Below are 26,235 nucleotides of genomic sequence, written 5' to 3'. Positions count from 1 at the left end.
CCCGGCCACCCCCACCGGCGGGCGGACGCCGACGTACCGGGAGGGGACGGGCCGGGGTGCCCCCGCAGGGGGACGAACGGAAAGGGGCTGGACGTCATGGAAGTGGGTGCACGTTCGTCGCCCGAGGAGGTGCCCCGGACCGGCACCGACCAGGCACAAGCGGCACCCGCAGACGAAGAAAGCACCCGCACGGGTGGGCGGGTGGGCGGGCGGGAAAAATAAGCAAGATGAGGACACACGCGGTGATCGCCTCCCCCGTAGGCGACCTGACAGTGGTCCGCGAGGGCCCCGCCCTCGTAGGGCTCTACTTCGAGGGCCACAAACGAAGGCCCAACAAAACCACCTTCGGCGAACGCGCCGACGAATCCTTCGACGACGTACGCCACCAGCTCAAGGAATACTTCGCCGGAACCCGGCACACCTTCGACCTCGAACTGACCCCGGAGGGCAACGAGTTCCAGCGCCGCGTCTGGACCCTGCTGACCCGCATCCCGTACGGAGAAACCCGCTCCTACGGCGACCTCGCCCGCCAGCTCGGCGACATCTCCCTCTCCCAGGCCGTCGGCGCCGCGAACGGCCTGAACCCGTTGTCGGTGATCGTCCCGTGCCACCGCGTGGTGGCGGCCGACGGAAACCTGCGCGGCTACGCGGGCGGCCTTGCCCGCAAGCGGTACCTGCTGGAACTGGAGGAGCCCGACGCCGCCTCGGCGGACCGCCTCTTCTGAAGCGGACCGCAGTTCCGCGGCGAACCGCACCTCCGAAGCGAACCGCACCTCCGAAGCGGACCGCAGGTCCAAAAGCCCCCCGCGAAAGCCACCTCACGTTTCGGCGCCCCCACGCGTTTACCCCATGTGAGCAAGCCACTGTTCGAACAGATCGTGACCGACCACGGGCCGATGGTGCTCCGGGTGGTCCGGGCCGTCGTGGGCCCGCACGACGCGCAGGACGCGTGGTCGGAGACCTTCCTGGCCGCGCTGCGGGCGTACCCGGAGCTGCCCGCGGACGCGAACGTCGAGGCGTGGCTGGTGACCATCGCGCACCGCAAGGCCGTCGACATCACGCGGGGCAACGCGCGCCGCGCGACACCGCTGGCGGAGCTGCCCGAGCGGGCGAGCCGCACCGGGCGGCCCGAGGACTGGGACCCGGATCTGTGGACGGCGCTGAAGGCGCTGCCGGAGCGGCAGCGGCAGACGGTCGCGTACCACTACCTGGCGGGCCTGCCGTACAAGGACATCGCCGCCGTGACGGGCGGCAGCCCGGACGCGGCGCGCAGGGCCGCCGCCGACGGGGTGAAGGCCCTGCGCCGCAGCTATCCGCGGGACACCGCGGGAGGAGGAGACCCCTCATGAACGACGCGAACGACGCGAACGACGCGAACGACACGAACGACACGCAGGACGTGCAGGACGTGCAGGACACGAACGACACGGCCGCCCAGCTCCTGGAAGCCCTCACCGCGCAGGACGACGCGACGATGGACCGGCTCCACGAGCGCCTGGCGGCGGAAGCCGGGCAAGCCGGGCTGCTGGACGTCGCGTACCGGACGCTGGACAGCCCGGTGGGCCCGCTGCTGCTGGCGGCGACCGAGAAGGGCCTGGTGCGCGTGGCGTTCGCCGTGCAGGACCACGCGGCGGTGCTCCAGCAGCTCGCGGACACCATCAGCCCGCGGGTGCTGCGCGCCCCGCGGCGGCTGGACGCGGTGAGCCGCCAGCTCGACGAGTACTTCACCGGGCAGCGCCGCGGCTTCGAAGTCCCCCTGGACTGGCGGCTGTCGAAGGGCTTCAGGCGCGAGGTGCTGACGCACCTGCCGGACATCGCGTACGGCAGGACAGCGAGTTACGCGCAGGTGGCGGCGGCGGCGGGCAGTCCGCGGGCGGTCCGCGCGGTGGGCACGGCGTGCGCGCTCAACCCGCTGCCGCTGGTGGTGCCGTGCCACCGGGTGGTGCGCTCGGACGGTTCGGCCGGGCAGTACGCGGGCGGCGCCGACGCCAAGCACCTGCTGCTGGAGCTGGAGACGGCCGCCTGAGGCGGGCGTGACGTCCCGCGTCAACGGCCGTACGGACCAAGGCCGTTACGGCAGCACCCCGTCCTCCGTCCGCAGCAGCCGCAGAAACGCCTTCAGACCGGCGATGATCTCGGTGTTGTCGGTCAGCCGGTTCACCGTCGCCTCGAACTCCCGCGCCAGCGCGGCGATCCGGCGGTCGGTCCCGTCGGCCCGCGCGTAGACGGACAGGCCCAACGCGTCGACCGCGGACCGGAGTTCGCCGAGCGCGTGGTACTGCTCCTCGGCCTTGCCCTCCAGGACCTTGGCGCCGCTCTCGACGCGGGTGACGGTGGCGCGCAGGGCGAGGACGTCGTCGCGCGGGTAGGTGACGTCCTTCAGGAGGGTGCCGAGGCGGCGCCGCAGCGCCGCGAACCAGGCGCCCGCGGGCCGGAAGACGGTGCTCAGCAGGAAGAATCCGGCGAGCCAGTAACCGGCGGCGCGGCCGGTCGCCGCGGCGACGGCGACCGCGAGGGCGGCCGTGACGAGGTGTCCCGCGAGGGCGACGCGCAGCATCAGGCGGGCGATCCGCCCGGCCTCGGTGTCGCGTTCCGGGGAGACGGTCAGGCCCTTTTCGCGGCTGGTCCGGATCTCGGCGAGGACGGCGTGGGCGCGGAAGTAGAGGTTCCACGGCACGGTCAGCAGAAGGAGCAGCCAGAGCAGGCCGAGCAGGCCCGCGGCGGTGCCGAGGACGGTGGACAGCGGTGCGCCGACGGCGTGGACGACGGCGAGTGTTCCGACGGTGACGAGGGTGACCACGACCGTGCCGGTGAATTTCCCCATGCCGCTCATCGTCCCGCCGCGCGGGCGGCCCGGCATGAGTACGGCTACTCAGGAGTAATACCCTTTCGCCGTACGGCTATCCGGCCGGGCTCGGCGACTCCGGCGCGGTGCTGGGGGCGTCGGTCGTGGGCGGCGCGGTCGTCGGCGGAGGCGTCGTCGGGGGCGGGGTGGTGGGCGGCGGGGTCGTCGGCGGAGGCGTGGTCGGCGGGGGCGTCGTCGGGGAGGACGAGGACGGCGGCGGGGTGGTCGGGGAGTCAGAGGCGGGCGGCGGCACATTGCGGGTGGAGGAGCCGCGCAGGATCACGGTCGCGTGCGCCGGGGAGAAGGCGATGCGGGCGGTCCAGGAGCCGGAGGGCTCCAGGGCGTGGTCGACGCTCAGGGTGAGAGTGACCGATTCTCCGGGCCGCAGGTCGCCCGAGGTCGCGGAGAGCCGGATCCAGAACGCGGCGGTGTCGGCCGTCCAGTGCACGGGGGCCGCGCCGCGCGCGGTCAGGGTGACGGTGGTGCCGCTGGCGGTGACGGTGAGCGTACTGCCGCCGGGGGACGCCGAGCCGGCGGCCGTGGGGTCGGTCGAGACGGTCGTGGTGAGGACCGGCGCCGGGGTGTCCGTACCGCTGGAGTGCTGGGGGTCGGGGGCCTGCCGGGAACTGCCCGCCTCCTGGTACGGGTCGCCGTTGAGACCGTCGGGCTCGCTGGCGGCGCGGTCCGTGCCGGGCGCGTCGGCGCCGAGCGGCGCCGCGTGATAGGCGGCCCACAGGGCGAGTACGGGCGCGGCGACGACGGCCGCGACGACCGTACTGGTGACGGCCCGGTGCCTGAGCTGCGCGCGGCGGGCGGCGCGGTCCTTGAGGTCCATGGGGAAGCCGCGCCGGTCGAAGCGCGGGGTGGCGTCGCGGGAGCGCCCGGCCCCGGCGTCCATGGCGTGCAGCAGGGCGGCGTACGCGGCCGAGCGCGGCGCCTCGATGAGGGCGAGGACGGCGGTGGACCCGGCCCCCGGAGCGCCCGGTACGCCCGAGGCCCCCGGCCAGGGCCCCGCGGCGACGACGCGTTCCGCCGTACGCCTGCACACCGGGCAGTCGTCGACGTGCCTGACGAGTTCCGTGCGCAGCGCCGTACCGAGCAACACCTTGGTCTCGCCCGCGATCTGGGCGAGGGCGGCGCAGTTGCCGGTGTCCACGACGGACAGCGCGGTGCGGGTCCGCTCCACCTCGCAGGCGGCGCGGGCGAGCAGGCCGCGCGCGGTGTCGGCGTCGATGCCGAGGACGGCGGCGACTTCGTGGGGCGGGAGTTGGTGGCGGACCGCCAACTCCAGGGCCTCGCGCTGCTCGGGCGTGGTGCCCGCGGCCTCGGGCCAGGCGAGCGCGGCGAGTTGGGCGTGCCGCTGCTCGGCGACGGCGACCGACGTGCTCGGCGGCTCCGGCGGCCCGGCGGCGAGCCGGCGCAGGCAGGTCCAGCGGGCGAGCGCGTACAGCCAGGGGCGGAGCAGCTTCGGGTCGCGCAGGTGGCCGCGCTGCCGTTCGGCGAGCGCCAGCACCTCGCCGAGCGCCCCGGCCGCCGCGTCGTGCTCGCACAGGATCGACAGGCAGTACGTGAACAGGCCGTCCAGATACGGCTCGTAGTGCGCGGGCGGCTGCATGGGGAGCGTGCCGTGCGGGCGTTGACGGTCGTGCGCCTTGTGCGTCGCTTCCCGGCGGACGTCCTTGCGGCCGTCCTTGCGGCCGTCCTTGCGCGACGGCTCCTTGCGGGCGGCCTTGCGCGCGTCGCCGCGGGCCTCCTTGCGGGACACGCGCGCTCCCTCCACGCGCGGTCCCTCCGGACGCGGCGCCTCGGTGCGCGGCGCCTCGCCGCCCGGCGTGTCCTTGCGGGCGGCCCGGCCGGCCGGCGCGCGGTGCTTGCGGTGTGCGCCGGTCGTCTGGTTCTGGGTGGGGGTCTCCTGCCTGCTCATCACCGGGCGACGGTAGGCCCGGTACGGCCCCCGGTTCAGCTCTCCTGGCGTGCGTTAATCCTTATGGGTAGTGATGCTGCCCAAAAGGGGACAGCTCCGTCATTCTTACGAGTGAACGCACGTGCGCGCGCTCGATGTCCGCGCCGCACGCCCCCTTGAGCGCCCCCGGCAGCCGCAGGAGCCGGTCCGGCCGCCTTGTCGGACCCTCCCGCTACGGTGGGCGGCATGGCTGCCCGTAAGACCGTCTCGAAGGACCGTCCCTCCTACCGCTGCACCGAGTGCGGGTGGACGGCGCTGAAGTGGCTGGGCCGCTGCGGCGAGTGCCAGGCGTGGGGGACGGTGGAGGAGTTCGGCGCCGCGCCCGCCGTACGGACCACCGCGCCCGGCCGGGTGACGACGGCGGCGCGGCCGATCGGCCAGGTCGACGGGCGGCAGGCGACCGCGCGCTCCACGGGCGTGCCGGAGCTGGACCGCGTGCTCGGCGGCGGCCTGGTGCCCGGCGCCGTCGTCCTGCTCGCGGGCGAGCCCGGCGTCGGCAAGTCCACGCTGCTGCTCGACGTGGCGGCGAAGGCGTCCAGCGCACAGGGCGCGACGCTGTACGTGACCGGTGAGGAGTCCGCCTCGCAGGTACGGCTGCGCGCGGACCGGATCGGCGCGCTCGCCGACCATCTGTATCTGGCCGCGGAGACGGATCTTTCGGCCGTTCTCGGTCACCTGGACGACGTGAAGCCGGCGCTGCTGGTGCTGGACTCCGTGCAGACCGTCGCGTCGGCCGAACTGGACGGCGCGCCCGGCGGCACCGCGCAGATCCGCGAGGTCGCGGGCGCGCTGATCCGGGCGTCGAAGGACCGCGGGATGTCGACCATCCTGGTCGGACACGTCACCAAGGACGGCTCGATCGCGGGCCCGCGACTGCTGGAGCACCTGGTCGACGTGGTGCTCAGCTTCGAGGGCGACCGGCACGCGCGGCTGCGGCTGATCCGCGGCATCAAGAACCGTTACGGCGCCACGGACGAGGTCGGCTGCTTCGAACTGCACGACGAGGGCATCACCGGCCTGGCCGATCCGTCCGGCCTCTTCCTCACCCGGCGCGACGAGCCGGTGCCCGGCACCTGCCTGACCGTGACGCTGGAGGGCCGCCGCCCGCTGGTCGCCGAGGTGCAGGCGCTGACCGTCGACACCCAGATCCCCTCGCCGCGCCGCACCACCTCGGGTCTGGAGAACTCGCGCGTGTCGATGATGCTCGCGGTGCTCGAACAGCGCGGCCGGATCAAGGCCATCGGCAAGCAGGACATCTACACCGCGACCGTGGGCGGCGTGAAGCTCACCGAGCCCGCCGCCGACCTCGCGGTGGCGCTCGCGCTGGCCAGCGCCGCCATCGACACCCCGCTGCCGAAGAACCTGGTGGCGATCGGCGAGGTGGGCCTGGCCGGTGAGGTCAGGCGCGTCACCGGCGTGCAGCGCCGCCTGTCGGAGGCGGCCCGGCTCGGCTTCACCCACGCCCTGGTACCGCCGGACCCCGGCAAGATCCCGGCGGGCATGAAGGTGGTGGAGGTCGCGGACATAGGGGACGCGCTGCGGGCCCTGCCGAAGCGGACCGCACGGTCGTAGCGCCACGGCGTACGCCGGTACGGCCGCGGACGCCGGTGCCCGTACGGCCGTGCAGACGTCCGCGACGTACGGCTGTACGGCCGCAGGCGCCCGGCTCGCGGGCACGGGGGATCGGCCCCGCACCCCTTCCCGGAGAACGCCCGGCTCGCGGTTCCGGGGAACACCCGGCACCCGTTCGGGTTGCGCGCGGCGTACAGTCACGGAAGGCCCGGCACACGGTCGTGCGGGGCCTCGCGCGCGCTCCCGGGAGAGCCCGCGCGCCGTCGCGGGACCCCCGTAGGACCGTCGCGGGACCCCGGTAGGAGCCGTCCGGCCCGCGCCGCGCCCCCCGGAAGCCGTAAACTTTGCCCTGGTCTCGCCCATTGGGCATCCGTAGCGACCGGAGGATTGCAGAGTGGCAGCCAATGACCGGGCAGGGGGCCCTCCCCCGGCCCGAAGGGCATCGGGCGACTCCCCCGGCAGGTCCGGCGGGGTTTTCGGCGCCGACGCCGGGCTGATGCGCGCCTCTTTGAGCGCCGTCGCACCCGGCACCTCGCTCCGTGACGGCCTGGAGCGCATCCTGCGCGGCAACACCGGCGGCCTCATCGTGCTGGGCATGGACAAGACCGTGGAGTCACTGTGCTCCGGCGGCTTCGTGATGGACGTGGAGTTCACCGCGACCCGGCTGCGCGAGCTGTGCAAGCTGGACGGCGCGCTGGTCCTCGACAAGGACATGACGAAGATCCTGCGCGCGGGCGTGCAGCTCGTCCCCGATCCGACCATCCCCACCGAGGAGACCGGCACCCGGCACCGCACCGCCGACCGGGTCAGCAAGCAGGTCGGCTTCCCGGTCGTCTCGGTCAGCCAGTCGATGCGGCTGATCGCGCTCTACGTGGACGGGCAGCGCCGCGTCCTGGAGGACTCCGCCGCGATCCTCTCCCGCGCCAACCAGGCACTGGCCACGCTCGAACGGTACAAGCTGCGCCTCGACGAGGTCGCGGGCACGCTGTCCGCGCTGGAGATCGAGGACCTGGTGACGGTGCGCGATGTCACCGCCGTCGCCCAGCGCCTGGAGATGGTCCGCCGGATCGCCACCGAAATCGCCGAGTACGTCATCGAGTTGGGCACCGACGGACGGCTTCTCGCCCTGCAACTGGACGAGTTGATCGCGGGCGTCGAGCCCGAGCGCGAACTGGTCGCCCGCGACTACGTGCCGGAGCCGACCGCCAAGCGCAGCCGTACGGTCAACGAGGCGATGGCCGAACTCGACTCGCTGCCGCAGAGCGAACTCATCGAACTCACCACCGTGGCACGGGCCCTGGGTTACACCGGCTCCCCCGAATCCCTCGACTCCGCCGTCTCGCCGCGCGGTTACCGGCTCCTCGCCAAGGTGCCCCGGCTGCCCAACACCGTCATCGAGCGCCTGGTCGAGCACTTCGGCGGCCTCCAGAAGCTGCTCGCCGCGAGCGTCGACGACCTCCAGACGGTCGACGGCGTCGGCGAGGCCCGCGCCCGCTCCGTCCGCGAGGGCCTCTCCCGCCTCGCCGAGTCGTCCATCCTGGAGCGGTACGTCTAGACGTACCGCTGGAGTCAGCTGCCTCGGGGACCGGAAGCGCCCCGACCTCGTCCGCCGCCCACACGAAGCGGCGGACCGGGGACAGCCGGGGGGCCGGACCCCCCGGGGTTAGTCCTGGGAGAGGACGAAGGAGACCTGCTTGGCGCCGTAGCCGGAGAGCCGGGCCTGGATCAGGTAGGTGCCGGGCGCCGCAGCGCTCCCCTTGGGGGTCGCGCACTTCGGGGAGCTGGTCTTGGCGTTCCACCGGAGCGTGTACGTCGTGGAGCCGTGGGCGGGCACCTGGAGGAGGTAGGAGCCGCTGCCCGCGGTGGGGCAGTCGTCGGAGGCCCAGGTGTGGGCGTTGCCCGCGGTCGAGGTGATCGTGAAGACGGCCTTGGCGGGGCCGAAGTCGACCTTGCAGGAGACGGATCCGGAATTCGCGGCGCGCAGCTCGAAGACGGGGGTCTCGTCCGGCGAGTAGGAGTTCTGGACGCTGCGCAGCGAGAGCTGGACGCTGCCGGGCGAGCAGTCGGGGAGCGTGGAGCCGGCGGGCAGTTGACCGCCCGAGCCGCCGTTGCCCGAGCCGCCGCTGGTGGCGACACCGCCGGAGGCCGCGCCGCCGGACGACGAGGTGCCCGCCGTACCCGACGTACCGCCGTCGTTGCCGCCCGAGGAACCGGCACCGGCCGAACTTCCGTCCGTGGCACCGCCGTTGGAGCCGCCATTCGAGCCGCCGCCGGAGCCGGAGGAGCCCGCGGAGGAACCGGAGGAGCCGCCGCTGTCGCCGCCCGAGGTGTCGCGGCCACCGGGGCGCCCGGTGATGTGCGTACCGGTCGGCTCGGGGCCCGGCGTGATCGTGCCGACCGGCGTGTGGGTGCCCGAGGAGCCGTTGTTGCCGCTACCGCCGCCCCCGCCGGTCGAGTTGACCAGCCAGAAGATCAGCAGGGCGACGAGCGCGAGCACACACAGCGCAACGGCCCGCCGCCGCCAGTAGATGGTCGACGGCAGAGGTCCGACGGGATTGCGCATTGAGCCCACACCCGAACTCTAGGGGAGATCACCCGCGCCTCGCCGCAACACCCGCCGCTCGGCGCCCGGTCTTTGCCGATCATCACGTTTAAGGGGACGGCCGGTCGCTGTCAGTGGCCTGTGCGAGGATCGGGAGGACATGAGCACCGACATCCGCGACGCTTCCGTCAGCACCTCAGCCCGCACGTCCCCGGCCGCCCCCGCGGGTTCGGCGGTCCCCCCGGCTCCCCCGGCCGCCGTCACCGAACTGCACGACCTGGTGATCGACTGGTTCGGCGAGCACGCCCGCGATCTGCCCTGGCGGCGGCCGGACGCGGGCGCGTGGTCGGTGATGGTCAGTGAGTTCATGCTCCAGCAGACGCCGGTCGTCCGGGTGCTGCCGGTGCACCAGGAGTGGCTGACCCGCTGGCCCCGCCCGGCCGACCTCGCGGCGGAGTCGCCCGGCGAGGCGGTACGCGCCTGGGGGCGGCTCGGCTATCCGCGCCGCGCGCTGCGGCTGCACGCGGCGGCCACCGCCATAGCGGCCCAGCACAACGGCGAAGTCCCCGAGGACCACGGCCAGTTGCTGGCCCTGCCCGGTGTCGGGGAGTACACGGCGGCGGCCGTCGCGTCCTTCGCGTACGGGCGGCGGCACATCGTGCTCGACACCAATGTGCGGCGGGTCTTCGCCCGCGCGGTAACCGGCACCGCGTATCCGCCGAACGCGACGACGGCCGCCGAGCGGCGGACCGCCCAGACGCTCCTCCCGGCCGAGGAGCCGGTCGCGGCGCGGTGGGCTGCGGCCACCATGGAGCTGGGCGCGCTGGTGTGCACCGCCCGCTCCCCCGAGTGCGGGCGCTGCCCGATCGCGGCGCGCTGCGTCTGGCGGCTGGCCGGTTCGCCCGCGCACGACGGGCCGCCGCGCCGGGGCCAGACGTACGCCGGGACCGACCGGCAGGTACGCGGCCGGCTGCTGGCCGTCCTCCGCGCCTCCACCGCTCCCGTACCGCAGGCCGCGCTCGACGCCGTGTGGCACGAGCCGGTGCAGCGGGCCCGGGCACTGGACGGCCTGGTCGAGGACGGCCTGGTCGAGCCGCTGGCGGACGGCGTGTACCGGCTGCCGGTCTAGGGCGTACCCGCCACCGCCGTATCCGCCGCAGCGCCGTATCCGCCACCGCGCGGTATCCGCCACCGCGCCGCATCCGCTTCAGGGCCGCATCCGTCACAGCGCCGTAACCGTCACAGCTCTCCGCCGGGCACGGTCTCCGGATGATCCGGGCCCGGCGGCGCCGCGCGCCCTCCCCCGGCGGTGCCGTGTGCCCGCCCCCGTCCCCACTCCCACCTCGGCTTTCGTGGGCCGCGCCCCCTGTGACGCCTGACTTCTCGGGTCCGTAAATGCCCGTTTAAACACAGAATGCGCCTATTCATAGCGATTCACGGCTTGCATTCCACCCGTTACAGAACCGATGGGTTGCTGTGAGGCCGCTGTGCGCTCGCGGTGGCGAAAGCCCAACATCCGCTCCGTAGCGTCCTCGATGTCGGCAGGGAACGACGACAGCGGCAGGCAGGCACGGGACGGAGTCACACCATGGCGGGGAACGGCGAGGTACTGGAGTTCGAGGAGTACGTGCGGACTCGGCAGGACGCCCTGCTGCGCAGCGCCCGCCGCCTGGTGCCCAATCCGGTCGACGCGCAGGACCTCGTACAGACCGCGCTGGTGCGGACGTATCCGCGCTGGGAGGGCATCGCCGACAAGACGCTGGCCGACGCGTACATGCGCCGGGTCATGATCAACACCCGTACCGAGTGGTGGCGGAACCGGAAGCTGGAAGAGGTGCCCACGGGCGAGCTGCCGGACGCGAGCGTGGACGACGGCTCGGAGCAGCGCGCGGACCGCGAAATGCTGCTCGACGTGATGACGGTGCTGGCGCCCAAGCAGCGGCAGGTCGTGATGCTGCGGCACTACGGCCAGCTCTCCACCCAGGAGACGGCCCGCGCGCTGGGCATGTCGACCGGTACGGTGAAGAGCACCCTGCACCGGGCGCTGGCCCGGCTGCGGTACGAACTGGAGCACGGCCGCTACGGCTACTCCCGGCTGGACGCGGTGGACCGGGACTCTGCCGGGCGTGACGCGTCCCAACCGGAATCGGCATACTCGACGCACCCGGCTCATTCGACGGACGCGACCGGACCGCTCGGCGCGGCCGCTCCGCTCGGCACGGCCGGCTCGACCGGGTCGGCCGGCTCGACCGACCCGCTGGACCCGGCCGCGCTCGGCCGGGAACCGATGGAACGCATGGAGGGCGTGTGGGCCGCGTAGCCTCGACTCTCGCGACGGGCGCGCTGGCGTGCGCGTGCGTCGTGGTCGCAGGCTGCGGTACGGCCGCCACCGGCGCCCGCCGTGAAGGCCCGGCGCCGGCCGCCACCCGGGTGAAGACGCCGTCCACCGTCGCCCCGGCGATCGTCGCCGACCAGGTGGCGCTGGCCACGATGGTGCGCAAGGACAACAGCGTCAGCGCGGACGTACGCGAGGATCTGACGCCGTGCGTGGGGGCCGGTTATCCGATGGACACCGACTCGGGCGACCTCACGGCGGGCGACGGCCCCGACCTGGTGATCAACGTGACGACGTGCGGCGACGGCCTCGGCATCGCCGCGTACGTGTACCGGATGGTCAACGGCAAGTACCAGAACGTGTTCGCGGACGAGCAGCCGCCGGTCTACGGCAGTGTCGAGGACGGGCGGCTCCAGATCATCCACGAGGTGTACAGGACCGACGACCCGGCGACGTATCCGACCGGGCAGGAGTCGATCACGTACGCCTGGCGCGGGCAGCGCTTCGTCGAGGTCGCGCGGGACTTCTCGGACTTCGGCGCGCGGACGCCGACCGTCTCGCCCGAGCCGACCTCGACCGACCCGGCGCCGCTGCCCAAGTCGGACCCGGTCGATCCCGGCGTGCCGGCGGCGGAGACCACGACCCCGGCGCCGGCCAAATCCCCCTCCTCCGGCGTGTCCGGCAGGCCGAGCAGTCCCGCCGCTGCCGGTTCGACGGCCCCGCAGATGTCGGCCGACGGCGACGCCGTCCAGCACGGCCAGGGACAATAGCCCGGTGGCCGCCACTCATGTCCTGTTCGTCGAGGACGACGACGTCATCCGCGAGGCGACGACTCTCGCGCTGGAACGCGACGGCTTCGAGGTCACGGCCGCGCCCGACGGGCTCGAAGGGCTCACGGCCTTCCGCGCCCGCAGGCCGGACCTCGCGCTGCTCGACGTGATGGTGCCGGGCCTGGACGGCGTGTCGCTGTGCCGCCGGATCAGGGACGAGTCGACGGTGCCGGTGATCATGGTGTCGGCGCGGGCCGACGCCATCGACATCGTGCTCGGCCTGGAGGCCGGGGCCGACGACTACGTGACCAAGCCGTTCGACGGCGCGGTGCTGGTGGCGCGCATCCGCGCCGTACTGCGCCGCTTCCGGGCGGCGGGCGGTGACGACGGGCTGGACGACGCGCCGCAGCTCTCCTTCGGGGACATCGAGATCGACCCCGAGGGCATGGTGGTCACGCGGGCCGGGGAGCGGCTGGCGCTGACCCCGACCGAGATGCGGCTGCTGCTGGAATTCGCGGGCGCGCCCGGCACCGTGCTCTCCCGCGACCGGCTGCTCCAGCGGGTCTGGGACTACGAGTGGGGCGGCGACACGCGGGTCGTGGACGTCCATGTGCAGCGGCTGCGCGCCAAGATCGGCCAGGACCGGCTGGAGACCGTCCGCGGTTTCGGCTACAAGCTGCGGGCCTGAGGTCGCGTGCCGTCCCGTCCGGCGGACTCGCCGTCCGCCTCCTCGTACCCCGGAGCCCCGCGCCGCTCGCGTACCGGCCCGCGCCGCTTGCGTACCGGCCCGCGCCGCTTCGGTACCGGCCCGCGCTGGTTCCGTGCCGGTCTGCGCTGGAAGATCGCCGCGGCCATCGCCGTGGTGTCGGCGCTGGTCGCGCTCGCGCTGAGCCTGGTCGTGCACAACGCCGCGCGGGTCAGCATGATCAACAGCACCCGTGACGTCCAGGACGAGCGCGTCCAGTCGGCGCTGCGGATCTACGAGACGACCGGGCGGCTGGTGTTCTACGCCAAGATCGACGACCCGGAGCTGCCGCGCGAACTGAAGGAGTTCGCGGCCAAGGGGCAGCGCGCCACGTATGTGCAGGACACCGGCGGTCACCCGATGGTGTGGGCGGAGACGCCCGCCGCGGACGGCCGGGTGCTGTCGCTGAAGACCGGTTTCACCGACCGCTACTCCGTGCTGGACGACCTCGACCAGGCGCTGGTGGCCGGGTCGCTCGCGGTCGTCGTCGGCGGTACGGCGATCGGCGTGCTGATCGGCGGCCGGATGTCGCGGCGGCTGCGAATGGCGGCGGTCGCGGCCCGCAAGGTCGCGGACGGCGACACCGAGGTACGGGTGCGCGAGGCGATCGGCGGCCGGCGCGTACGGGACGAGACGGACGAGCTGGCGCGGGCCGTCGACGCGATGGCTGACGCGCTGCAACTGCGGCTGGAGGCCGAGCGGCGGGTGACGGCCGATATCGCGCACGAGCTGCGGACGCCGGTCACCGGCCTGGTCACCGCCGCCGAGCTGCTGCCGCCCGGCCGCCCCTCGGAGCTGGTGCGCGACCGCGTGCACGCGCTGCGGACGCTGGTCGAGGACGTCCTGGAGGTGGCGCGGCTGGACGGCGCCGCGGAACAGGCCGACCTCCAGGAGCTGGCGCTCGGCGAGTTCGTCCGCCGCCGCGTCGTGGCACTGGCGCCGGACGCCTCGGTCACGGTGGCCGAGGAGGCCGTCGTGCCCACCGACCCGCGCCGCCTGGAGCGCATCCTCGGCAATCTGCTCGCCAACGCCGCCCGGCACGGCGGCGCCCCCGTCGAGGTGGTGGTCGACGGCCCCTATCTGCGCGTCCGCGACCACGGGCCCGGCTTCCCCCCGGACCTCCTGCGCGACGGCCCCAACCGCTTCCGTACGGGCTCCGCCGCCCGCTCGGGCGGCGGCCACGGCCTCGGCCTGACGATCGCCACCGGCCAGGCCCGCGTCCTCGGCGCCCGCCTCACCTTCCGCAACGTCCCCGCCGAGGACGGCGGCGGCGCGGTCGCGCAACTGATGCTGCCCCGCGAGTAGCCGTGGGTCCGGCACTTCGCGGGGCTTGCACAATCCGGTGACCTCCCGCCACGCGAATGTCGGTCGCAGTCGAATGGCACGCGTCTACATCTCCCGCGGGTGGTCGGTGGACGCCGTGGGGACAGCCGTTGGCTGCCAGGGGTCGGTGAGTTCGTAGCAGTGGCCGCCGGGGTGGTCCGCGTACTGGCAGCACCCCTCGTCCAGCGGTTCGGGCGCGCGTACCCGGCAGTCGGGCAGCACCGTGAGGGCGAGTGGCCCCTCGCTGCGGTCCCACCGGGCCCAGACCGAACCGGTGTCGCGGCCGTCGATGTGCATCACGTACGCGTGGTGGTCGCCTGCGGCGTGGGCCTGGAGCACGCATCGCAGGTCGCGGTCCACGTGCTCGGGCTCCGTGGTGTCGGGCGGGGCGAACGCCCTCGCCGCGGGCACGAGTTGGTCGGGTAAGAGGCGGCGGGCACCGCACACGGGTAAGGGTGCGGGCACGAAGTCGTTCACGGCGGACCCTCCATGGTTGTTCTCGAAGTCGCGTCGCCCGGAATCGAACCGGGGCCTGCCCGACCGGGGGGCCGGGTCTCTTCCACGGAAATACGGGGGGGGTGACGGTCACGCGGGCTCGCGCACCAAAGCGGCTACGACGGCCCACGTCGTCTTCGTGCCGTTCTCGTGCGGTGTCCAGCCCCAGTCCCGCGAGAGCGCGGCCACCAACGGCAGCCCGCGACCGGTCTCGCCGTAGCGATCGGGGCCGCGGTCGATGACCGGCGGACGGCGCGAGCCGTCGCGTACTTCGATCAGCACGTGACCGTCGGCTGCGGTCACGGTCAACGCGATGCTCGGGCACGGCGCGTGCTGTAACGCGTTGCCGACCAGTTCGCTGAGCACGATCAGCGCCACGTCCGCTGCCTCGCTCAGTCGCCACTCGGCCAGGCGGTCACGCAACTCGTGGCGCGCACGGCCCACCTCGGCGAGTTCGGGCCTCAGTCCGAGTGCGATGCGATGCCGCGCAATCATGCGGGGCCGGCCGCGAGGCGCAACGGTTTTGGTCGGCATGGGCGATCTCCGTTCCAGAATGAGCAGCGTCTCTGGTAGTTGCTCGTAGTTGCTCATCGAGGAAAACCGATAGCGTCCGGCGATCGCGTGGCCACCGGCGTGTAAGAAGCATGCAATTGGCACATCGGAGTCGCCCCGACCGGGCATCCAGCCTCCAACGTGCCGCTTCAGAAGCTACGTTCTGACCGTCAACGTGCTGAAGTGCCGGAGCCGAGATGACCGCAGACGCCAAGCCCAACAACGTCATCCGCGATGTGCGGGAAGCTCAGTTCCGCATGAGCCGGACCGAGTTCGCCCGACACGTCAACGCCACGGCGTCAACTCTGGGCGAGAACACCGGCTGCACTCCGCGCCTCATCGCGGCGTGGGAGCGCGGAGAGGTCGCCAGCCCCCGTCCTGTCTACGAGCGCGTGCTGCACAAACTCACCGGTCGCTCCCTGACCGACCTGGGATTCAGCCCACGGCGGGCCACGACCAGCACAGTCGCGGTGACCGTCCGGCGGGCGACGTACGGACGGACCAGGGCCAGGACCGCGACCGGACACGGCGGGCCAATCCATATCGACAACGCGTTCGTTCAGGAGCCCGACTCAGGCACTCTTGAGGACATGATCCGTCGTGAGTTCCTACGACTCGTCAGCGTCACGGGGGCGATAGTCGCGCTCCCGCAGCCCGTGGCGCCGCCCGAGACCGGTGCGGCTCCCACCGAGGACATGCGTGAGCGCAGCACGCTCAATGCCGATCTATGGAGCGTTTACGGTCTGACATCGACCAAGCAGTCGGTGTATCCGCTGGTGCGGGAACAACTCGCCTCTCTCACCTCTGCCCTGAGGGGAGGGCAGCGGGCCTCGGATCACCGCGAACTGTGCGGCATGGTCGGCGACATCGCCCAACTCGCCGGCGAGGTCTGGTTCGACGCGAACCGGTACACCGAAGCCGCTCAGTGCTACCTGCTGGCCGGTGACGCGAGCAAGGAAGCCGGGGACCGGGATCTGTGGGCTTGTGCGCTGGTCCGGCACTCGTTCGTCAGTCTCTACGCGCGCCAGTACGACGAGGCGCTTCCGCTGCTTGAGGCAGCCGCGGCCCTCGCGCGGAACGGAGACGGTGAGCTGCCCACCCGCCACTGGGTCGCATCCGTGCGGGCGCAGGTCCTCGCCGGGCTGGGTGACGCGGACGGCTGCAACCGCGCGCTGGACGAGGCGGCCGGCGTGCAGGATCTCACCGGCCCCGCCCCCGGCGGCTGGCTGCGCTTCACCGGCGACCGACTGGCGGAGGAACGGGGGGCCGCCTATATCTCCCTGGGTCGGCTGGACCTGGCCGAGCAGGCTCTCACGAGAGCGCTTCGTGAACCGCTCTCCCCGCGCCGCCAGGGCTCGGTGCTCACCGACCTCGCCGTGATCGGTGCCCGCCGCAAGGACATCGACCGGCTGGTGAGCCATGGGACGGGCGCGGTGGACGTGGCATACCGGACCAGGTCGGGTTACATGATCCAAAAACTGCACGGCTTGAGGAGTCATCTCACGCCGTACGTGTCCGACAGGCGGGTCCGGGAGTTGTCGGACCGCATGACAGCGTTGGGAGTCCGAACGTGACACAAGAACCTGGACGCCTGTTTCGTGAGGCGTGGATCACCGGAGTGCACCGGCACTTCCCGGGGGAGCCGAAGGCCGGGTACGTGACGCCGTGGGAGGCGACGCCGGAGTGGGAGCGGGCGTCGGCGGCGGCCGTGGAGGGGCAGGTGCGGGAGTTCCTGGCGGTGAGCGGCGGGCACGCGGGCAGGCTCGGCCGGGAGCAGAAGGGGCGGTTCGTGGCGACGTGCTGGATCGCGCAGATCTACCGGCACTTCGAGGACCCGAAGCCCGGGTATGTCGCGGACTGGGCTGAACTGCCGCCCTGGCAGCGGGAAACGGACGCGGACATCTTCGAGGCGGTCGAGGCCGCGTCGTAGCCGCGGCGCGACCGAGCCCCGCGTCTGCCGGGGCGGGCGCGGGGCTCGTACGGGGTAACGGTCAGATGATCAGATGGCGTCGGCCAGGACCGGGGGCTGTTCGTCCTCGGAGCTGGCGGCCTTGGGGGCCGCCGCGCGCAGCGGGGTCTCGGTGATGAACCAGGCCGCGACGAAGCCGACGACGCTGATGACGGCGCCCCACAGGAAGACGGTGTGGGTGCCGTCGGCGACCGCGTGGAAGTACGCGTCCTTCACGGCCGGCGGGAACTTGGCGATGGTGGCCCGGTCGAGCTGGGCACCGGCTCCAGCGGCCCCGGAACCGGCTCCGGCGGCGCTGGAGGCCATGCCGTGGGAGACGGTGTGCGTGAAGAGGGCGCCGAAGAGCGAGACGCCGAAGGAGCCGCCGATCGTACGGAAGAGGGTGGAGGACGAGGAGCCGACGCCGATGTCCTTCATCTCGACGCTGTTCTGCGCGATCAGCATCGTGATCTGCATGACGAAGCCCATGCCGACGCCCAGTACGGCCATGTAGAGGCCGGAGGTGAAGCGGCTGGTGTTGACGTCCATGGTGGAGAGCAGGAACAGGCCGAAGGTCATGAAGGCGCCGCCGACCAGCGGGAAGATCTTGTACTTGCCGGTGGAGGTGGTGATGCGTCCGGCGACCATGGAGACGACGAGCATGGCGCTGAGCAGCGGCAGCAGCAGGAGTCCCGAGTTGGTCGCGGAGGCGCCCTGGACGGTCTGCTGGTACAGCGGCAGGAAGGTCATCGCGCCGAACATCGTGAAGCCGACGATGAAGCCGACCAGCGAGATCAGCGAGAAGTTGCTGTTGCGGAAGATCCGCAGCGGCAGCACCGGCTCGGCGGCGCGGGTCTCGGCGTAGAGGAAGGCCGCGAGCGAGACGAGGCCGAGCACGAGCAGGCCGATGATCTGCGCGGAGCCCCAGGCGTACTGCGTGCCGCCCCAGGTGGTGAGCAGGACCAGCGAGGTGATCGCGACGGTGAGCAGCGACGCGCCCCAGTAGTCGATACGGCCCGAGCGCCGCTTCTTCGGCAGGTGCAGCACGATGGTGACCATCGCGAGGGCGACGACGCCGATCGGCAGGTTGATGTAGAAGCTCCAGCGCCAGCCCCAGTTGTCGGTGATGCTGCCGCCGACGAGCGGGCCGCCGATCATGGCGATGGCCATGACACCGGCGATCATGCCCTGGTACTTGCCGCGCTCGCGGGGCGGGATCATCTCGCCGATGATCGCCATCACGCCGACCATCAGACCGCCGGCGCCCAGGCCCTGGACGGCGCGGAAGCTGATGAGCTGGTCCATGGTCTGCGACATGCCGGAGAGCGCGGAGCCGAGCAGGAACAGCACGATGGACGTGAGGAAGATGCCCTTGCGGCCGTACATGTCGCCGAGCTTGCCCCAGATGGGGGTGGAGGCGGCGGTGGCCAGCGTGTAGGCGGTGACGACCCACGACAGGTGGTTGAGCCCGCCGAGTTCGCCGACGATCGTCGGCATCGCGGTACCGATGATCATGTTGTCGAGCATCGCGAGCATCATCGCGATCAGCAGGCCCGCCATGACGACGCGCACACTGCGCTGTCGCGGCTCCGCCTTGACGGCGGCGGCGGTGTCGGTCTGGGACATGGCGGTGGGTCCTCCCCCGGTGAGGGCGGTTCTCCGGGTCCGGCGACACTCACTTCGCCGTCCGCTTACTTGCCGCCCGGCTAGCTAGGTACGGAATGAAGGTACGGGCGTAACTAGCCGGGCGTCAAGTAAGTGCGTAGGGTTTGACCAAGGCCGTACCGTCATGCCCCGTACAGCCCGTCGAGCCGGTCGGGCTCCGTCTGCCCGACGCGAGCGCAGCAGGAGTGCACAGCCATGGTCACAGCGCAGACCCGCCGCGGCGACACCCGCCGCCGCATCCAGGACGTCGCCCTCGAACTCTTCGCGGAGCAGGGCTACGAGAAGACCTCACTGCGCGAGATCGCCGAGCATCTGGACGTCACCAAAGCGGCGCTCTACTACCACTTCAAAACCAAGGAAGACATCCTCATCAGCATCGCGCAGGACCTGTCGAAACCGGTCGACGCGCTGATCGCCTGGGGCAACGAGCAGCCGCGCACGCTGGCCACCAAGCAGGAGGTGCTGCGCCGCTACAGCGAGGCGCTGTGGGGCGCGGAGGCGCTGTTCCGGTTCTTCCAGGAGAACCAGGCCACGGTGCGCGAGCTGAGCATCGGCGAGTCCTTCAAGGGCAAGATCGGCTCGCTGAGCGGGCTGCTGAGGGAGCCGGAGTGGCCGATGCCCGCGCAGGTGCGCTGCATGACCGCGCTCTTCGCCATGCACGCCGGGATGTTCGCGATGCGCGACATCGAGGGCGATCCGGCCGCCAAGCGCGCCGCCATCCTCGACGTCGCGCTCGACCTGGTCGCGCAGGCGGAGGCCGAGGCGGGGGTCTGAGGGGGCTGAGCTTGCGAGTGGCTGAGCTTGCGAGGGGCTGAGGGGCTCTTCCGAGGGGCCTCGCACGGGTAGAGACGGCGGCCGGATGTTGACGGCCGCCGTCTCTCTTGTACGACTGGATCTCTTGTACGACTGGTGGGATCAGACGTGCGTCGGACGTGCGTCAGATGTACGTCAGACGTGCACGCCGTGCGTGCGCAGGAAGTGCAGCGGCTCGACGGAGGAGCCGTAGTACGGGGTCTTGCGGATCTCGAAGTGCAGGTGCGGACCGGTCGAGTTGCCGGTGGAGCCGGACTTGCCGATCTCCTGGCCGGTGTCCACCTTCTGGCCGACGTGCACGCCGATGTGCGACAGGTGGCCGTACTGCGAGTACGTGTTGTCCGCGTGCTTGATCACGATGTTGTTGCCGTACGCGCCGCCCCAGCCCGCCGTCACGACGGTGCCGGTGTGCGCGGCCCGCACGCTCGTGCCGCTCGGCACGACGAAGTCTTGGCCGGAGTGGGTGTGCGCCCAGTGCGGACCGGCCTGCGCGTACCCCGCGCCGATCACGTAACCGCTGGTCGGGGTCACCCAGGACGCGCTGCGGGCCTTGCGGTCGGCGGCGGCCTTGGCGTCCGCGCGCTTCTTGGCGTCGGCCGCGGCCTTGGCCTTGGCCTCGTTGGCGGCCTTGGTCTTCGCGGCGTCGGCCTTCACCTTGGCCGCGGTGGCCTGCTGGCCGCTGGCCTGCTTCTGCACCACGTCGGAGATGCTGCTCGCCGTCCCGGCGGCGAGGAATCCCTCGTGCTGCGTGTCGGCAGCGATCGCCGCCGTCGAGCCCAGGGCGAGCGCCGCGACCAGTCCGCCCGTCACTACCGCGACACGGCCACGGGTGACGGACTTCGGGGCACGGTTCATCGTCGAGTTCTTGCGCATGAAGAAACAACCTCACTGAAAGGGGGGAGCAACAGGTCCGGAGATCCGAAACATCCGACTGCGGCTCGTTGCCCATCCTTGGTAACGCGGCATTCCGCCGGACCACAAGGACCCCTATTACTAAGCGCGGTCGTAGCGCCGACCTCTCGGATTCCGCCCTTCCCTTCACCCTTTTTACGTCGAATGCCCGGTACGCCCACCCGCTCAAGTCGCACCAAAACGGGCATCAAGGGCCCCGCCCCTTCACTTCCCTGTCCCCCGCCTGTGCGTGATCCACAGGCTCCGCACACCCCGCGAACCCGCCACTATTTCGCTTAGTAAGTGGCCTGGCTCACATGGGGCACATCACCTCGCCACGCGATCCGGCGAATTCCACCGGGACCAAGGACCTGTGACCGCCACCACTTCCCCGCCACTTCCCCGCCCCTTAGAACCCGCCCCCTTCCACGAATTCGTGGCGCGGGTCACATTCCCGCCCCTATCGTGAGGCCCGGACACAAGGGGGGCTCCATGCCGGATCTGCCGCACACACCGCTCGACGCCATCGACCTGGCCGACGCCGTCGAAGCCGTCCGCCACGGCCTCGTCACGGGCGCCGCCCGCGGCGCGGGCCAAGCCGTCCGCTTCGAGGTCGGCGAGATCCACATGGAATTCGCCGTCACCCTCGAACGCGTCCGCACCGGCCACGGCGGGATCAAGGCCGTGGTCGTCGAAGCGGGCGCCGACACCGCCCGCACCACGGGCCGCACCCACACGGTCTCCTTCACGCTCCGCCCGAAGGACGCGGCGACGGGCCGGCCGGTGGAGATCGCCGCCCCGGCCGCTGGCCGACGAGAGCGCCTTCGCCCGCGGTCGCCCCAACCTGTGGGCCATGCTGTCCTCCCTCGCCCCCGTCCCCGACTGCCAGGCCATCGGCTTCCCCTACGCCCAGCGCGACGCGAGCGGCGGCCTCGACACCGAACAGCTCACCGGTACGTACAAGCCCGGCTCGGGCCTGCTCGGCGGCCGGGACGTACTCGCCGTCGACGGCACCCCGCCCGCGCCGCGCCCTGACGGCCTCTCCCCCTGGGCGGGCATGTCCGGCGCCGCCGTCTTCGCGGGTGACGTCCTGATCGGCGTCGTGACCACCGACCCGACCGGCTGGCAGCACGGCCGCGTCACCGTCACACTCCTCCAGCGCCCCTACGACGGCACCGGCCTGCGCAGCGTCCTCAGCCAGCAGGGCTTCACCCCCCTGTTCGTCCCGCCCCCCGGCCAGCTCATCGACCCCCGCTCCACCTTCGAGGCCCGCTACGCCCCCTACCTCGTCAAACGCCACGGCACGCTCCGCATCTTCGGCATCGACCTCACCGACCGCAAACGCGCCACCTGGCCCCTGGACGCCGCCTACTACAGCCTGGAGGCGACACCGACGGCCGATCCGGCCATGGAAGACCTCGCGCCGCGCGCCCACCGCCCGCTCCCCGCAGAGCAGGCGCTCGCCGGGCACGACCGGGTGCTGCTGCGGGGTGTCGCGGGCTCGGGCAAGACCACCCTCGTGCAGTGGCTGGCGGTCGCCACCGCCCGGCAGGACCTGGGCGAGCACCTGGAGCACCTGCGCGGCCTGGTCCCGTACGTCCTCCCGCTCCGTACGATCGCCCGCCGCGACCGGCTGCCCGCGCCCGCCGACTTCCTGAGCGCCGTCGAGGTGCCGCTGAGCCCGCCGTCGCACTGGGCCGAGGACGTCCTGGCCGAACGGCGCGGGCTGGTCCTCATCGACGGCCTGGACGAGATCGACGAACGGTCCCGTGAGCGCGTCGGCGACTGGCTGCGCGGCCTGCTCGCCGCGTATCCCGGCAACCGCTGGCTGGTCACGTCCCGCCCGACGGCCGTCTCCGACTCCTGGCTCGCCGACGAGGGCTTCACCGACCTGACCCTCTCCCCCATGAGCCGGGGCGACATCCGCGCCTTCAGCGAGCGCTGGCACGACGCCGCCCGCGCCAGCGTCCCCGACGAGGAGCCCGAGGAGCGGGCGCGCCTCGACACGTACCAGCGCACCCTCCTCGACGCCCTCCACACCAAGCAGGACCTGGCCCGGCTCGCCACGAACCCGCTCATGTGCGGCCTCATCTGCGCCCTGCACCGCGACCGCAGCGGCTACCTCCCCACCGGCCGCAAGGAGCTGTACGACGCCGCCCTCGGCATGCTGCTGATCCGCCGTGACCGCGAACGCGATCTGGCGACCCCGCTCACCGAGGAACCCCAGATCCAGCTCCTCCAGAAGCTGGCGTACTGGCTGGTGAAGAACGGCCAGGCCGAGATGGACATCTCCGACGCCATGCGCCTGATCTCAGCCGCCCTGCCCGCGATGCCGTCCGCCGCCGCGCTCGGCGACAGCGCCTCCGTCTACTGCCACCTGCGCGACCGCAGCGGGCTGCTGCGCGAGCCCACGCCGGACACGGTCGACTTCATCCACCGCACCTTCCAGGACTTCCTGGCCGCCCGCGCAGCCGTCGAAGACCTCGACTTCGACCTGCTGGCCGCCAACGCCCACCACGACCAGTGGGCCGACGTCATCCGCATGGCCGTCGCCCACGGCCGCCCGGCCGAGCGGGCCAGGCTGCTGCGGAAGCTGATCGAGCGCGGCGACGCGGAGCCGGACCACTCAGCCCGGCTGCACCTGCTGGCGACGGCGTGCCTGGAACACGCCACAGAGCTGGACCCGCGGGTCCGCGCGGAGGTGGTGCATCGTGCGGAGAGGCTCATCCCGCCACGGACGGCCGAGGACGTCCAAGGACTGGTGAGCGTCGGCCCGCTGGTCCTGGAAACTGCTTCCGGGCCCGGAAAGGCTGAGCCGCGACGAGGCTTCGGCCGTCGTCGAGGTGGCGTGGTCCATCGGTGGAGACGCCGCGGTCGTTCTGCTGGCTCGGTTCGCAGCTCACGACCGCCATCATGGAAGCGCGTTGCCCCAGGGACCCCGGCCCGGTCGACCTGGCGCCGCTCGCGGCCCTTCCCGCTCTGACCAAGGTCACGGTCACCGGCCCCGGCCCCGGCCCCGTCCTCAACGCCGACCGCATCCCGCGCGTGAAGGTCACCGTCCACGCCCCGAGGTGACAAAAGGGGCGGGCCCCGGACCGTTATCGCTGGTCCGGGGCCCGCCCCTCACTGCGCCGCTGTCGCGGCGGACGCTACCGCGCCGGAGGCGCTACGCGTCCTTGGTCAGATTCGGCCCGCTCGCCGTCTCCACCGGCGGCGCGTCCGCGACCGTGACCTTTTCCTCGCCACGGAACGTGAACTTGGCCGTCTCGCCCTCGCCCTCGACGTCGACCACGACGATGTGACCGGGGCGCAGCTCGCCGAAGAGGATCTTCTCGGAGAGCGAGTCCTCGATCTCGCGCTGGATGGTCCGGCGCAGCGGCCGGGCGCCCAGGACGGGGTCGTAGCCGCGCTTGGAGAGCAGCACCTTGGCGTCGGGGCTGAGCTCGATGCCCATGTCGCGGTCGCGCAGCCGCTCGTCGACCCGGCTGATCATGAGGTCGACGATCTGGAGGATGTCCTCCTCGGTGAGCTGCGGGAAGACGATGACATCGTCGACGCGGTTCAGGAACTCCGGGCGGAAGTGCTGCTTCAGCTCGTCGCTGACCTTGTTCTTCATCCGCTCGTAGTTGGACTTCGTGTCGCCCTGGGCGGCGAAGCCCAGGTTGAAGCCCTTGGAGATGTCCCGGGTGCCGAGGTTGGTGGTCATGATGATCACCGTGTTCTTGAAGTCCACGACCCGGCCCTGGGAGTCGGTCAGGCGACCGTCCTCCAGGATCTGCAACAGCGAGTTGAAGATGTCGGGGTGGGCCTTCTCGACCTCGTCGAAGAGGACGACGGAGAACGGCTTGCGGCGCACCTTCTCGGTGAGCTGGCCGCCCTCCTCGTACCCGACGTAGCCGGGAGGCGAGCCGAAGAGCCGCGAGACGGTGTGCTTCTCGCTGAACTCCGACATGTCGAGCGCGATCAGCGCGTCCTCGTCGCCGAAGAGGAACTCGGCGAGCGCCTTGGACAGCTCGGTCTTACCGACGCCGGACGGGCCGGCGAAGATGAACGAGCCACCGGGACGCTTGGGGTCCTTCAGACCGGCACGCGTGCGTCGGATGGCCTTGGAGAGCGCCTTGACGGCGTCCCGCTGGCCGATGACGCGCTTGTGCAGCTCGTCCTCCATGCGCAGCAGGCGGGAGGACTCCTCCTCGGTCAGCTTGAAGACCGGGATGCCGGTGGCGGTCGCCAGGACCTCGGCGATCAGGTCGTCGTCGACCTCGGCGACGACGTCCATGTCGCCGGCCTTCCACTCCTTCTCGCGCTTGGTCTTCGCGGCGAGGAGCTGCTTCTCGTTGTCCCGGAGCGAGGCCGCCTTCTCGAAGTCCTGCGAGTCGATCGCGGACTCCTTCTCGCGGCGCACGTCGGCGATCTTCTCGTCGAACTCGCGCAGGTCCGGCGGCGCGGTCATCCGGCGGATGCGCATCCGGGAACCGGCCTCGTCGATCAGGTCGATCGCCTTGTCCGGCAGGAAGCGGTCCGAGATGTACCGGTCGGCCAGGGTCGCGGCGGCCACCAGGGCGGAGTCCGTGATGGACACCCGGTGGTGCGCCTCGTACCGGTCGCGCAGGCCCTTGAGGATCTCGATGGTGTGCTGGAGCGACGGCTCCGCGACCTGGATGGGCTGGAAGCGGCGCTCGAGGGCCGCGTCCTTCTCCAGGTACTTGCGGTACTCGTCCAGCGTGGTGGCGCCGATGGTCTGGAGCTCACCGCGGGCCAGCATGGGCTTGAGGATGGAGGCGGCATCGATCGCGCCCTCGGCGGCACCGGCGCCGACCAGGGTGTGCAGCTCGTCGATGAACAGGATGATGTCGCCGCGGGTGCGGATCTCCTTGAGGACCTTCTTCAGGCGCTCCTCGAAGTCACCGCGGTAGCGGGAGCCGGCGACCAGGGCGCCGAGGTCAAGCGTGTAGAGCTGCTTGTCCTTCAGCGTCTCGGGCACCTCGCCCTTGACGATCGCCTGGGCCAGGCCCTCGACGACGGCGGTCTTGCCGACGCCGGGCTCGCCGATGAGCACGGGGTTGTTCTTGGTGCGGCGGGACAGCACCTGCATGACCCGCTCGATCTCCTTCTCGCGCCCGATCACCGGGTCGAGCTTGGTCTCACGAGCGGCCTGGGTCAGATTGCGGCCGAACTGGTCGAGGACGAGCGAGGTCGAGGGGGTGCCCTCGGCCGGGCCGCCTGCCGTGGCCGACTCCTTCCCGCCGGAGTAGCCGGACAGGAGCTGGATGACCTGCTGCCTGACCCGGTTGAGATCGGCGCCCAGCTTCACCAGGACCTGGGCTGCGACGCCCTCGCCCTCGCGGATCAGGCCGAGCAGGATGTGCTCGGTGCCGATGTAGTTGTGGCCGAGCTGGAGGGCCTCGCGGAGCGACAGCTCCAGGACCTTCTTCGCCCGGGGGGTGAAGGGGATGTGGCCGGACGGGGCCTGCTGGCCCTGGCCGATGATCTCCTCCACCTGCTGGCGGACCGCCTCGAGCGAAATCCCGAGGCTCTCCAGGGCCTTAGCGGCGACACCCTCACCCTCGTGGATCAGGCCCAGGAGGATGTGCTCGGTGCCGATGTAGTTGTGGTTGAGCATCCGGGCTTCTTCCTGAGCCAGGACGACAACCCGCCGCGCGCGGTCGGTGAACCTCTCGAACATCGTTAATCGCTCCTCAGAGCGGTCGGGCAGTGAGGGGTCGGTCCCCTCCCTGTCCTTCCGCATGCTAGTCCCGCACAGCGGCGCCGCTCA

At 71.8% G+C, this 26,235-nt stretch carries 21 protein-coding genes and 2 pseudogenes; 15 read left to right on the top strand and 8 right to left on the bottom strand.

The features are described 5' to 3' along the window. Window positions 1-227 precede the first annotated feature (227 nt). The 3 genes from ABZX65_RS21800 (at window position 228) to ABZX65_RS21790 (ending at window position 2,026) form a co-directional block, all read left to right on the top strand. Window positions 228-725 carry a methylated-DNA--[protein]-cysteine S-methyltransferase gene (locus ABZX65_RS21800; RefSeq protein WP_355342321.1) on the top strand — a complete coding sequence of 166 codons (498 nt, stop codon included), beginning with the start codon at window positions 228-230 and terminating at the stop codon, window positions 723-725. A gap of 126 nt (window positions 726-851) precedes the next feature. Beyond that, entirely contained in the window at window positions 852-1,349 is a 498-nt protein-coding gene (locus ABZX65_RS21795) for a sigma-70 family RNA polymerase sigma factor (RefSeq protein WP_355342318.1), read from the top strand. Then, window positions 1,346-2,026, top strand: a complete 681-nt coding sequence (locus tag ABZX65_RS21790; protein WP_355342315.1) for a methylated-DNA--[protein]-cysteine S-methyltransferase — start codon at window positions 1,346-1,348, stop codon at window positions 2,024-2,026. Before ABZX65_RS21795 ends, ABZX65_RS21790 begins: the two co-directional genes overlap by 4 nt. A 45-nt stretch (window positions 2,027-2,071) precedes the next feature. Here the strand turns inward: ABZX65_RS21790 and ABZX65_RS21785 are convergent, their stop codons facing one another. Continuing rightward, window positions 2,072-2,824 carry a hypothetical protein gene (locus tag ABZX65_RS21785; protein ID WP_355342312.1) on the bottom strand — a complete coding sequence of 251 codons (753 nt, stop codon included), beginning with the start codon at window positions 2,822-2,824 and terminating at the stop codon, window positions 2,072-2,074. Between the two features lie 76 nt (window positions 2,825-2,900). Continuing rightward, window positions 2,901-4,769, bottom strand: coding sequence for a hypothetical protein (locus tag ABZX65_RS21780; protein ID WP_355342309.1), 1,869 nt, complete (start codon window positions 4,767-4,769; stop codon window positions 2,901-2,903). 225 nt (window positions 4,770-4,994) lie between these two features. Here ABZX65_RS21780 and radA point away from each other — a divergent pair, with 225 nt between their 5' ends. Both radA and disA read left to right on the top strand, forming a co-directional pair. Continuing rightward, window positions 4,995-6,380, top strand: a complete 1,386-nt coding sequence (gene radA, locus ABZX65_RS21775; RefSeq protein WP_355342306.1) for a DNA repair protein RadA — start codon at window positions 4,995-4,997, stop codon at window positions 6,378-6,380. A 496-nt stretch (window positions 6,381-6,876) separates the two neighbouring features. After that, window positions 6,877-7,935 (top strand): DNA integrity scanning diadenylate cyclase DisA, encoded by a 1,059-nt coding sequence (disA, locus tag ABZX65_RS21770; protein ID WP_188283947.1) that lies wholly within the window; start codon window positions 6,877-6,879, stop codon window positions 7,933-7,935. A 108-nt stretch (window positions 7,936-8,043) separates the two neighbouring features. Here the strand turns inward: disA and ABZX65_RS21765 are convergent, their stop codons facing one another. Then, window positions 8,044-8,943, bottom strand: coding sequence for a hypothetical protein (locus ABZX65_RS21765; protein ID WP_355342303.1), 900 nt, complete (start codon window positions 8,941-8,943; stop codon window positions 8,044-8,046). A gap of 139 nt (window positions 8,944-9,082) precedes the next feature. Here ABZX65_RS21765 and ABZX65_RS21760 point away from each other — a divergent pair, with 139 nt between their 5' ends. From ABZX65_RS21760 to ABZX65_RS21740, 5 genes and pseudogenes are all read left to right on the top strand, one after another. Next, window positions 9,083-10,051, top strand: coding sequence for an A/G-specific adenine glycosylase (locus ABZX65_RS21760; protein WP_355342300.1), 969 nt, complete (start codon window positions 9,083-9,085; stop codon window positions 10,049-10,051). Between the two features lie 459 nt (window positions 10,052-10,510). After that, window positions 10,511-10,993 (top strand): annotated as a pseudogene (locus tag ABZX65_RS21755) (SigE family RNA polymerase sigma factor); the annotation flags it as partial. Window positions 10,994-11,229: 236 nt separating this feature from the next. Next, a complete protein-coding gene (locus ABZX65_RS21750) occupies window positions 11,230-12,027 on the top strand; it encodes a hypothetical protein (protein WP_355342297.1) in 798 nt (265 codons plus the stop codon). Window positions 12,028-12,031: 4 nt separating this feature from the next. Next, window positions 12,032-12,715, top strand: a complete 684-nt coding sequence (gene cseB, locus ABZX65_RS21745; RefSeq protein ID WP_355342294.1) for a two-component system response regulator CseB — start codon at window positions 12,032-12,034, stop codon at window positions 12,713-12,715. A gap of 87 nt (window positions 12,716-12,802) precedes the next feature. Beyond that, window positions 12,803-14,077: a HAMP domain-containing sensor histidine kinase gene (locus ABZX65_RS21740; protein ID WP_355342367.1), complete on the top strand. Its 1,275-nt coding sequence runs from the start codon at window positions 12,803-12,805 to the stop codon at window positions 14,075-14,077. Window positions 14,078-14,161: 84 nt separating this feature from the next. Here the strand turns inward: ABZX65_RS21740 and ABZX65_RS21735 are convergent, their stop codons facing one another. Further along, on the bottom strand, window positions 14,162-14,572 hold the full coding sequence (locus ABZX65_RS21735) for a hypothetical protein (protein ID WP_355342291.1): 411 nt from the start codon (window positions 14,570-14,572) through the stop codon (window positions 14,162-14,164). A 108-nt stretch (window positions 14,573-14,680) separates the two neighbouring features. Further along, a complete protein-coding gene (locus tag ABZX65_RS21730) occupies window positions 14,681-15,181 on the bottom strand; it encodes an ATP-binding protein (protein ID WP_355342288.1) in 501 nt (166 codons plus the stop codon). A gap of 158 nt (window positions 15,182-15,339) precedes the next feature. Between ABZX65_RS21730 and ABZX65_RS21725 the strand changes: the two genes are divergently transcribed. Together ABZX65_RS21725 and ABZX65_RS21720 are read left to right on the top strand one after the other, a co-directional pair. Then, entirely contained in the window at window positions 15,340-16,716 is a 1,377-nt protein-coding gene (locus ABZX65_RS21725) for a transcriptional regulator (RefSeq protein ID WP_355342285.1), read from the top strand. After that, complete coding sequence (locus ABZX65_RS21720) at window positions 16,713-17,072, top strand: hypothetical protein (RefSeq protein ID WP_355342282.1); 360 nt, start codon at window positions 16,713-16,715, stop codon at window positions 17,070-17,072. The genes ABZX65_RS21725 and ABZX65_RS21720 overlap by 4 nt, the downstream gene beginning before the upstream one ends. Window positions 17,073-17,141: 69 nt before the next feature. On the opposite strand, the gene ABZX65_RS21715 is transcribed toward ABZX65_RS21720, so the two are convergent. Continuing rightward, window positions 17,142-18,716 (bottom strand): MDR family MFS transporter, encoded by a 1,575-nt coding sequence (locus ABZX65_RS21715; RefSeq protein WP_355342279.1) that lies wholly within the window; start codon window positions 18,714-18,716, stop codon window positions 17,142-17,144. A gap of 234 nt (window positions 18,717-18,950) precedes the next feature. On the opposite strand from ABZX65_RS21715, the gene ABZX65_RS21710 reads away from it, so the two are divergent. After that, a complete protein-coding gene (locus ABZX65_RS21710; RefSeq protein WP_355342276.1) occupies window positions 18,951-19,529 on the top strand; it encodes a helix-turn-helix domain-containing protein in 579 nt (192 codons plus the stop codon). 174 nt (window positions 19,530-19,703) lie between these two features. Here ABZX65_RS21710 and ABZX65_RS21705 read toward each other — a convergent pair whose 3' ends face one another. Beyond that, window positions 19,704-20,441, bottom strand: coding sequence for a M23 family metallopeptidase (locus tag ABZX65_RS21705; RefSeq protein WP_355342273.1), 738 nt, complete (start codon window positions 20,439-20,441; stop codon window positions 19,704-19,706). Between the two features lie 510 nt (window positions 20,442-20,951). Between ABZX65_RS21705 and ABZX65_RS21700 the strand changes: the two are divergent. Then, window positions 20,952-21,158, top strand: a pseudogene (locus ABZX65_RS21700) (trypco2 family protein); the annotation flags it as partial. Window positions 21,159-21,312: 154 nt separating this feature from the next. Further along, window positions 21,313-23,442, top strand: a complete 2,130-nt coding sequence (locus ABZX65_RS21695) for an NACHT domain-containing protein (RefSeq protein WP_355342270.1) — start codon at window positions 21,313-21,315, stop codon at window positions 23,440-23,442. A gap of 183 nt (window positions 23,443-23,625) precedes the next feature. Here ABZX65_RS21695 and ABZX65_RS21690 read toward each other — a convergent pair whose 3' ends face one another. Further along, complete coding sequence (locus ABZX65_RS21690) at window positions 23,626-26,145, bottom strand: ATP-dependent Clp protease ATP-binding subunit (protein ID WP_355342267.1); 2,520 nt, start codon at window positions 26,143-26,145, stop codon at window positions 23,626-23,628. Window positions 26,146-26,235: the final 90 nt, after the last annotated feature.

This window comes from Streptomyces sp. NPDC003300, assembly GCF_040610915.1.
Classification (GTDB): Bacteria; Actinomycetota; Actinomycetes; order Streptomycetales; family Streptomycetaceae; genus Actinacidiphila.
Note: the sequence above shows the minus strand (reverse complement) of the source record. Positions and strands in the feature narration are given on the sequence as shown.

Coding starts and splice junctions, on each gene's coding strand:
- ABZX65_RS21800 (WP_355342321.1), top strand. CDS start 228: ATGAGGACACACGCGGTGATCGCCTCCCCCGTAGGCGACCTGACAGTG.
- ABZX65_RS21790 (WP_355342315.1), top strand. CDS start 1,346: ATGAACGACGCGAACGACGCGAACGACGCGAACGACACGAACGACACG.
- ABZX65_RS21785 (WP_355342312.1), bottom strand. CDS start 2,824: ATGGGGAAATTCACCGGCACGGTCGTGGTCACCCTCGTCACCGTCGGA.
- ABZX65_RS21780 (WP_355342309.1), bottom strand. CDS start 4,769: ATGAGCAGGCAGGAGACCCCCACCCAGAACCAGACGACCGGCGCACAC.
- radA (WP_355342306.1), top strand. CDS start 4,995: ATGGCTGCCCGTAAGACCGTCTCGAAGGACCGTCCCTCCTACCGCTGC.
- disA (WP_188283947.1), top strand. CDS start 6,877: ATGCGCGCCTCTTTGAGCGCCGTCGCACCCGGCACCTCGCTCCGTGAC.
- ABZX65_RS21765 (WP_355342303.1), bottom strand. CDS start 8,943: ATGCGCAATCCCGTCGGACCTCTGCCGTCGACCATCTACTGGCGGCGG.
- ABZX65_RS21760 (WP_355342300.1), top strand. CDS start 9,083: ATGAGCACCGACATCCGCGACGCTTCCGTCAGCACCTCAGCCCGCACG.
- ABZX65_RS21730 (WP_355342288.1), bottom strand. CDS start 15,181: ATGAGCAACTACGAGCAACTACCAGAGACGCTGCTCATTCTGGAACGG.
- ABZX65_RS21725 (WP_355342285.1), top strand. CDS start 15,340: ATGACCGCAGACGCCAAGCCCAACAACGTCATCCGCGATGTGCGGGAA.
- ABZX65_RS21715 (WP_355342279.1), bottom strand. CDS start 18,716: ATGTCCCAGACCGACACCGCCGCCGCCGTCAAGGCGGAGCCGCGACAG.
- ABZX65_RS21710 (WP_355342276.1), top strand. CDS start 18,951: ATGGTCACAGCGCAGACCCGCCGCGGCGACACCCGCCGCCGCATCCAG.
- ABZX65_RS21705 (WP_355342273.1), bottom strand. CDS start 20,441: ATGCGCAAGAACTCGACGATGAACCGTGCCCCGAAGTCCGTCACCCGT.
- ABZX65_RS21695 (WP_355342270.1), top strand. CDS start 21,313: ATGCTGTCCTCCCTCGCCCCCGTCCCCGACTGCCAGGCCATCGGCTTC.
- ABZX65_RS21690 (WP_355342267.1), bottom strand. CDS start 26,145: ATGTTCGAGAGGTTCACCGACCGCGCGCGGCGGGTTGTCGTCCTGGCT.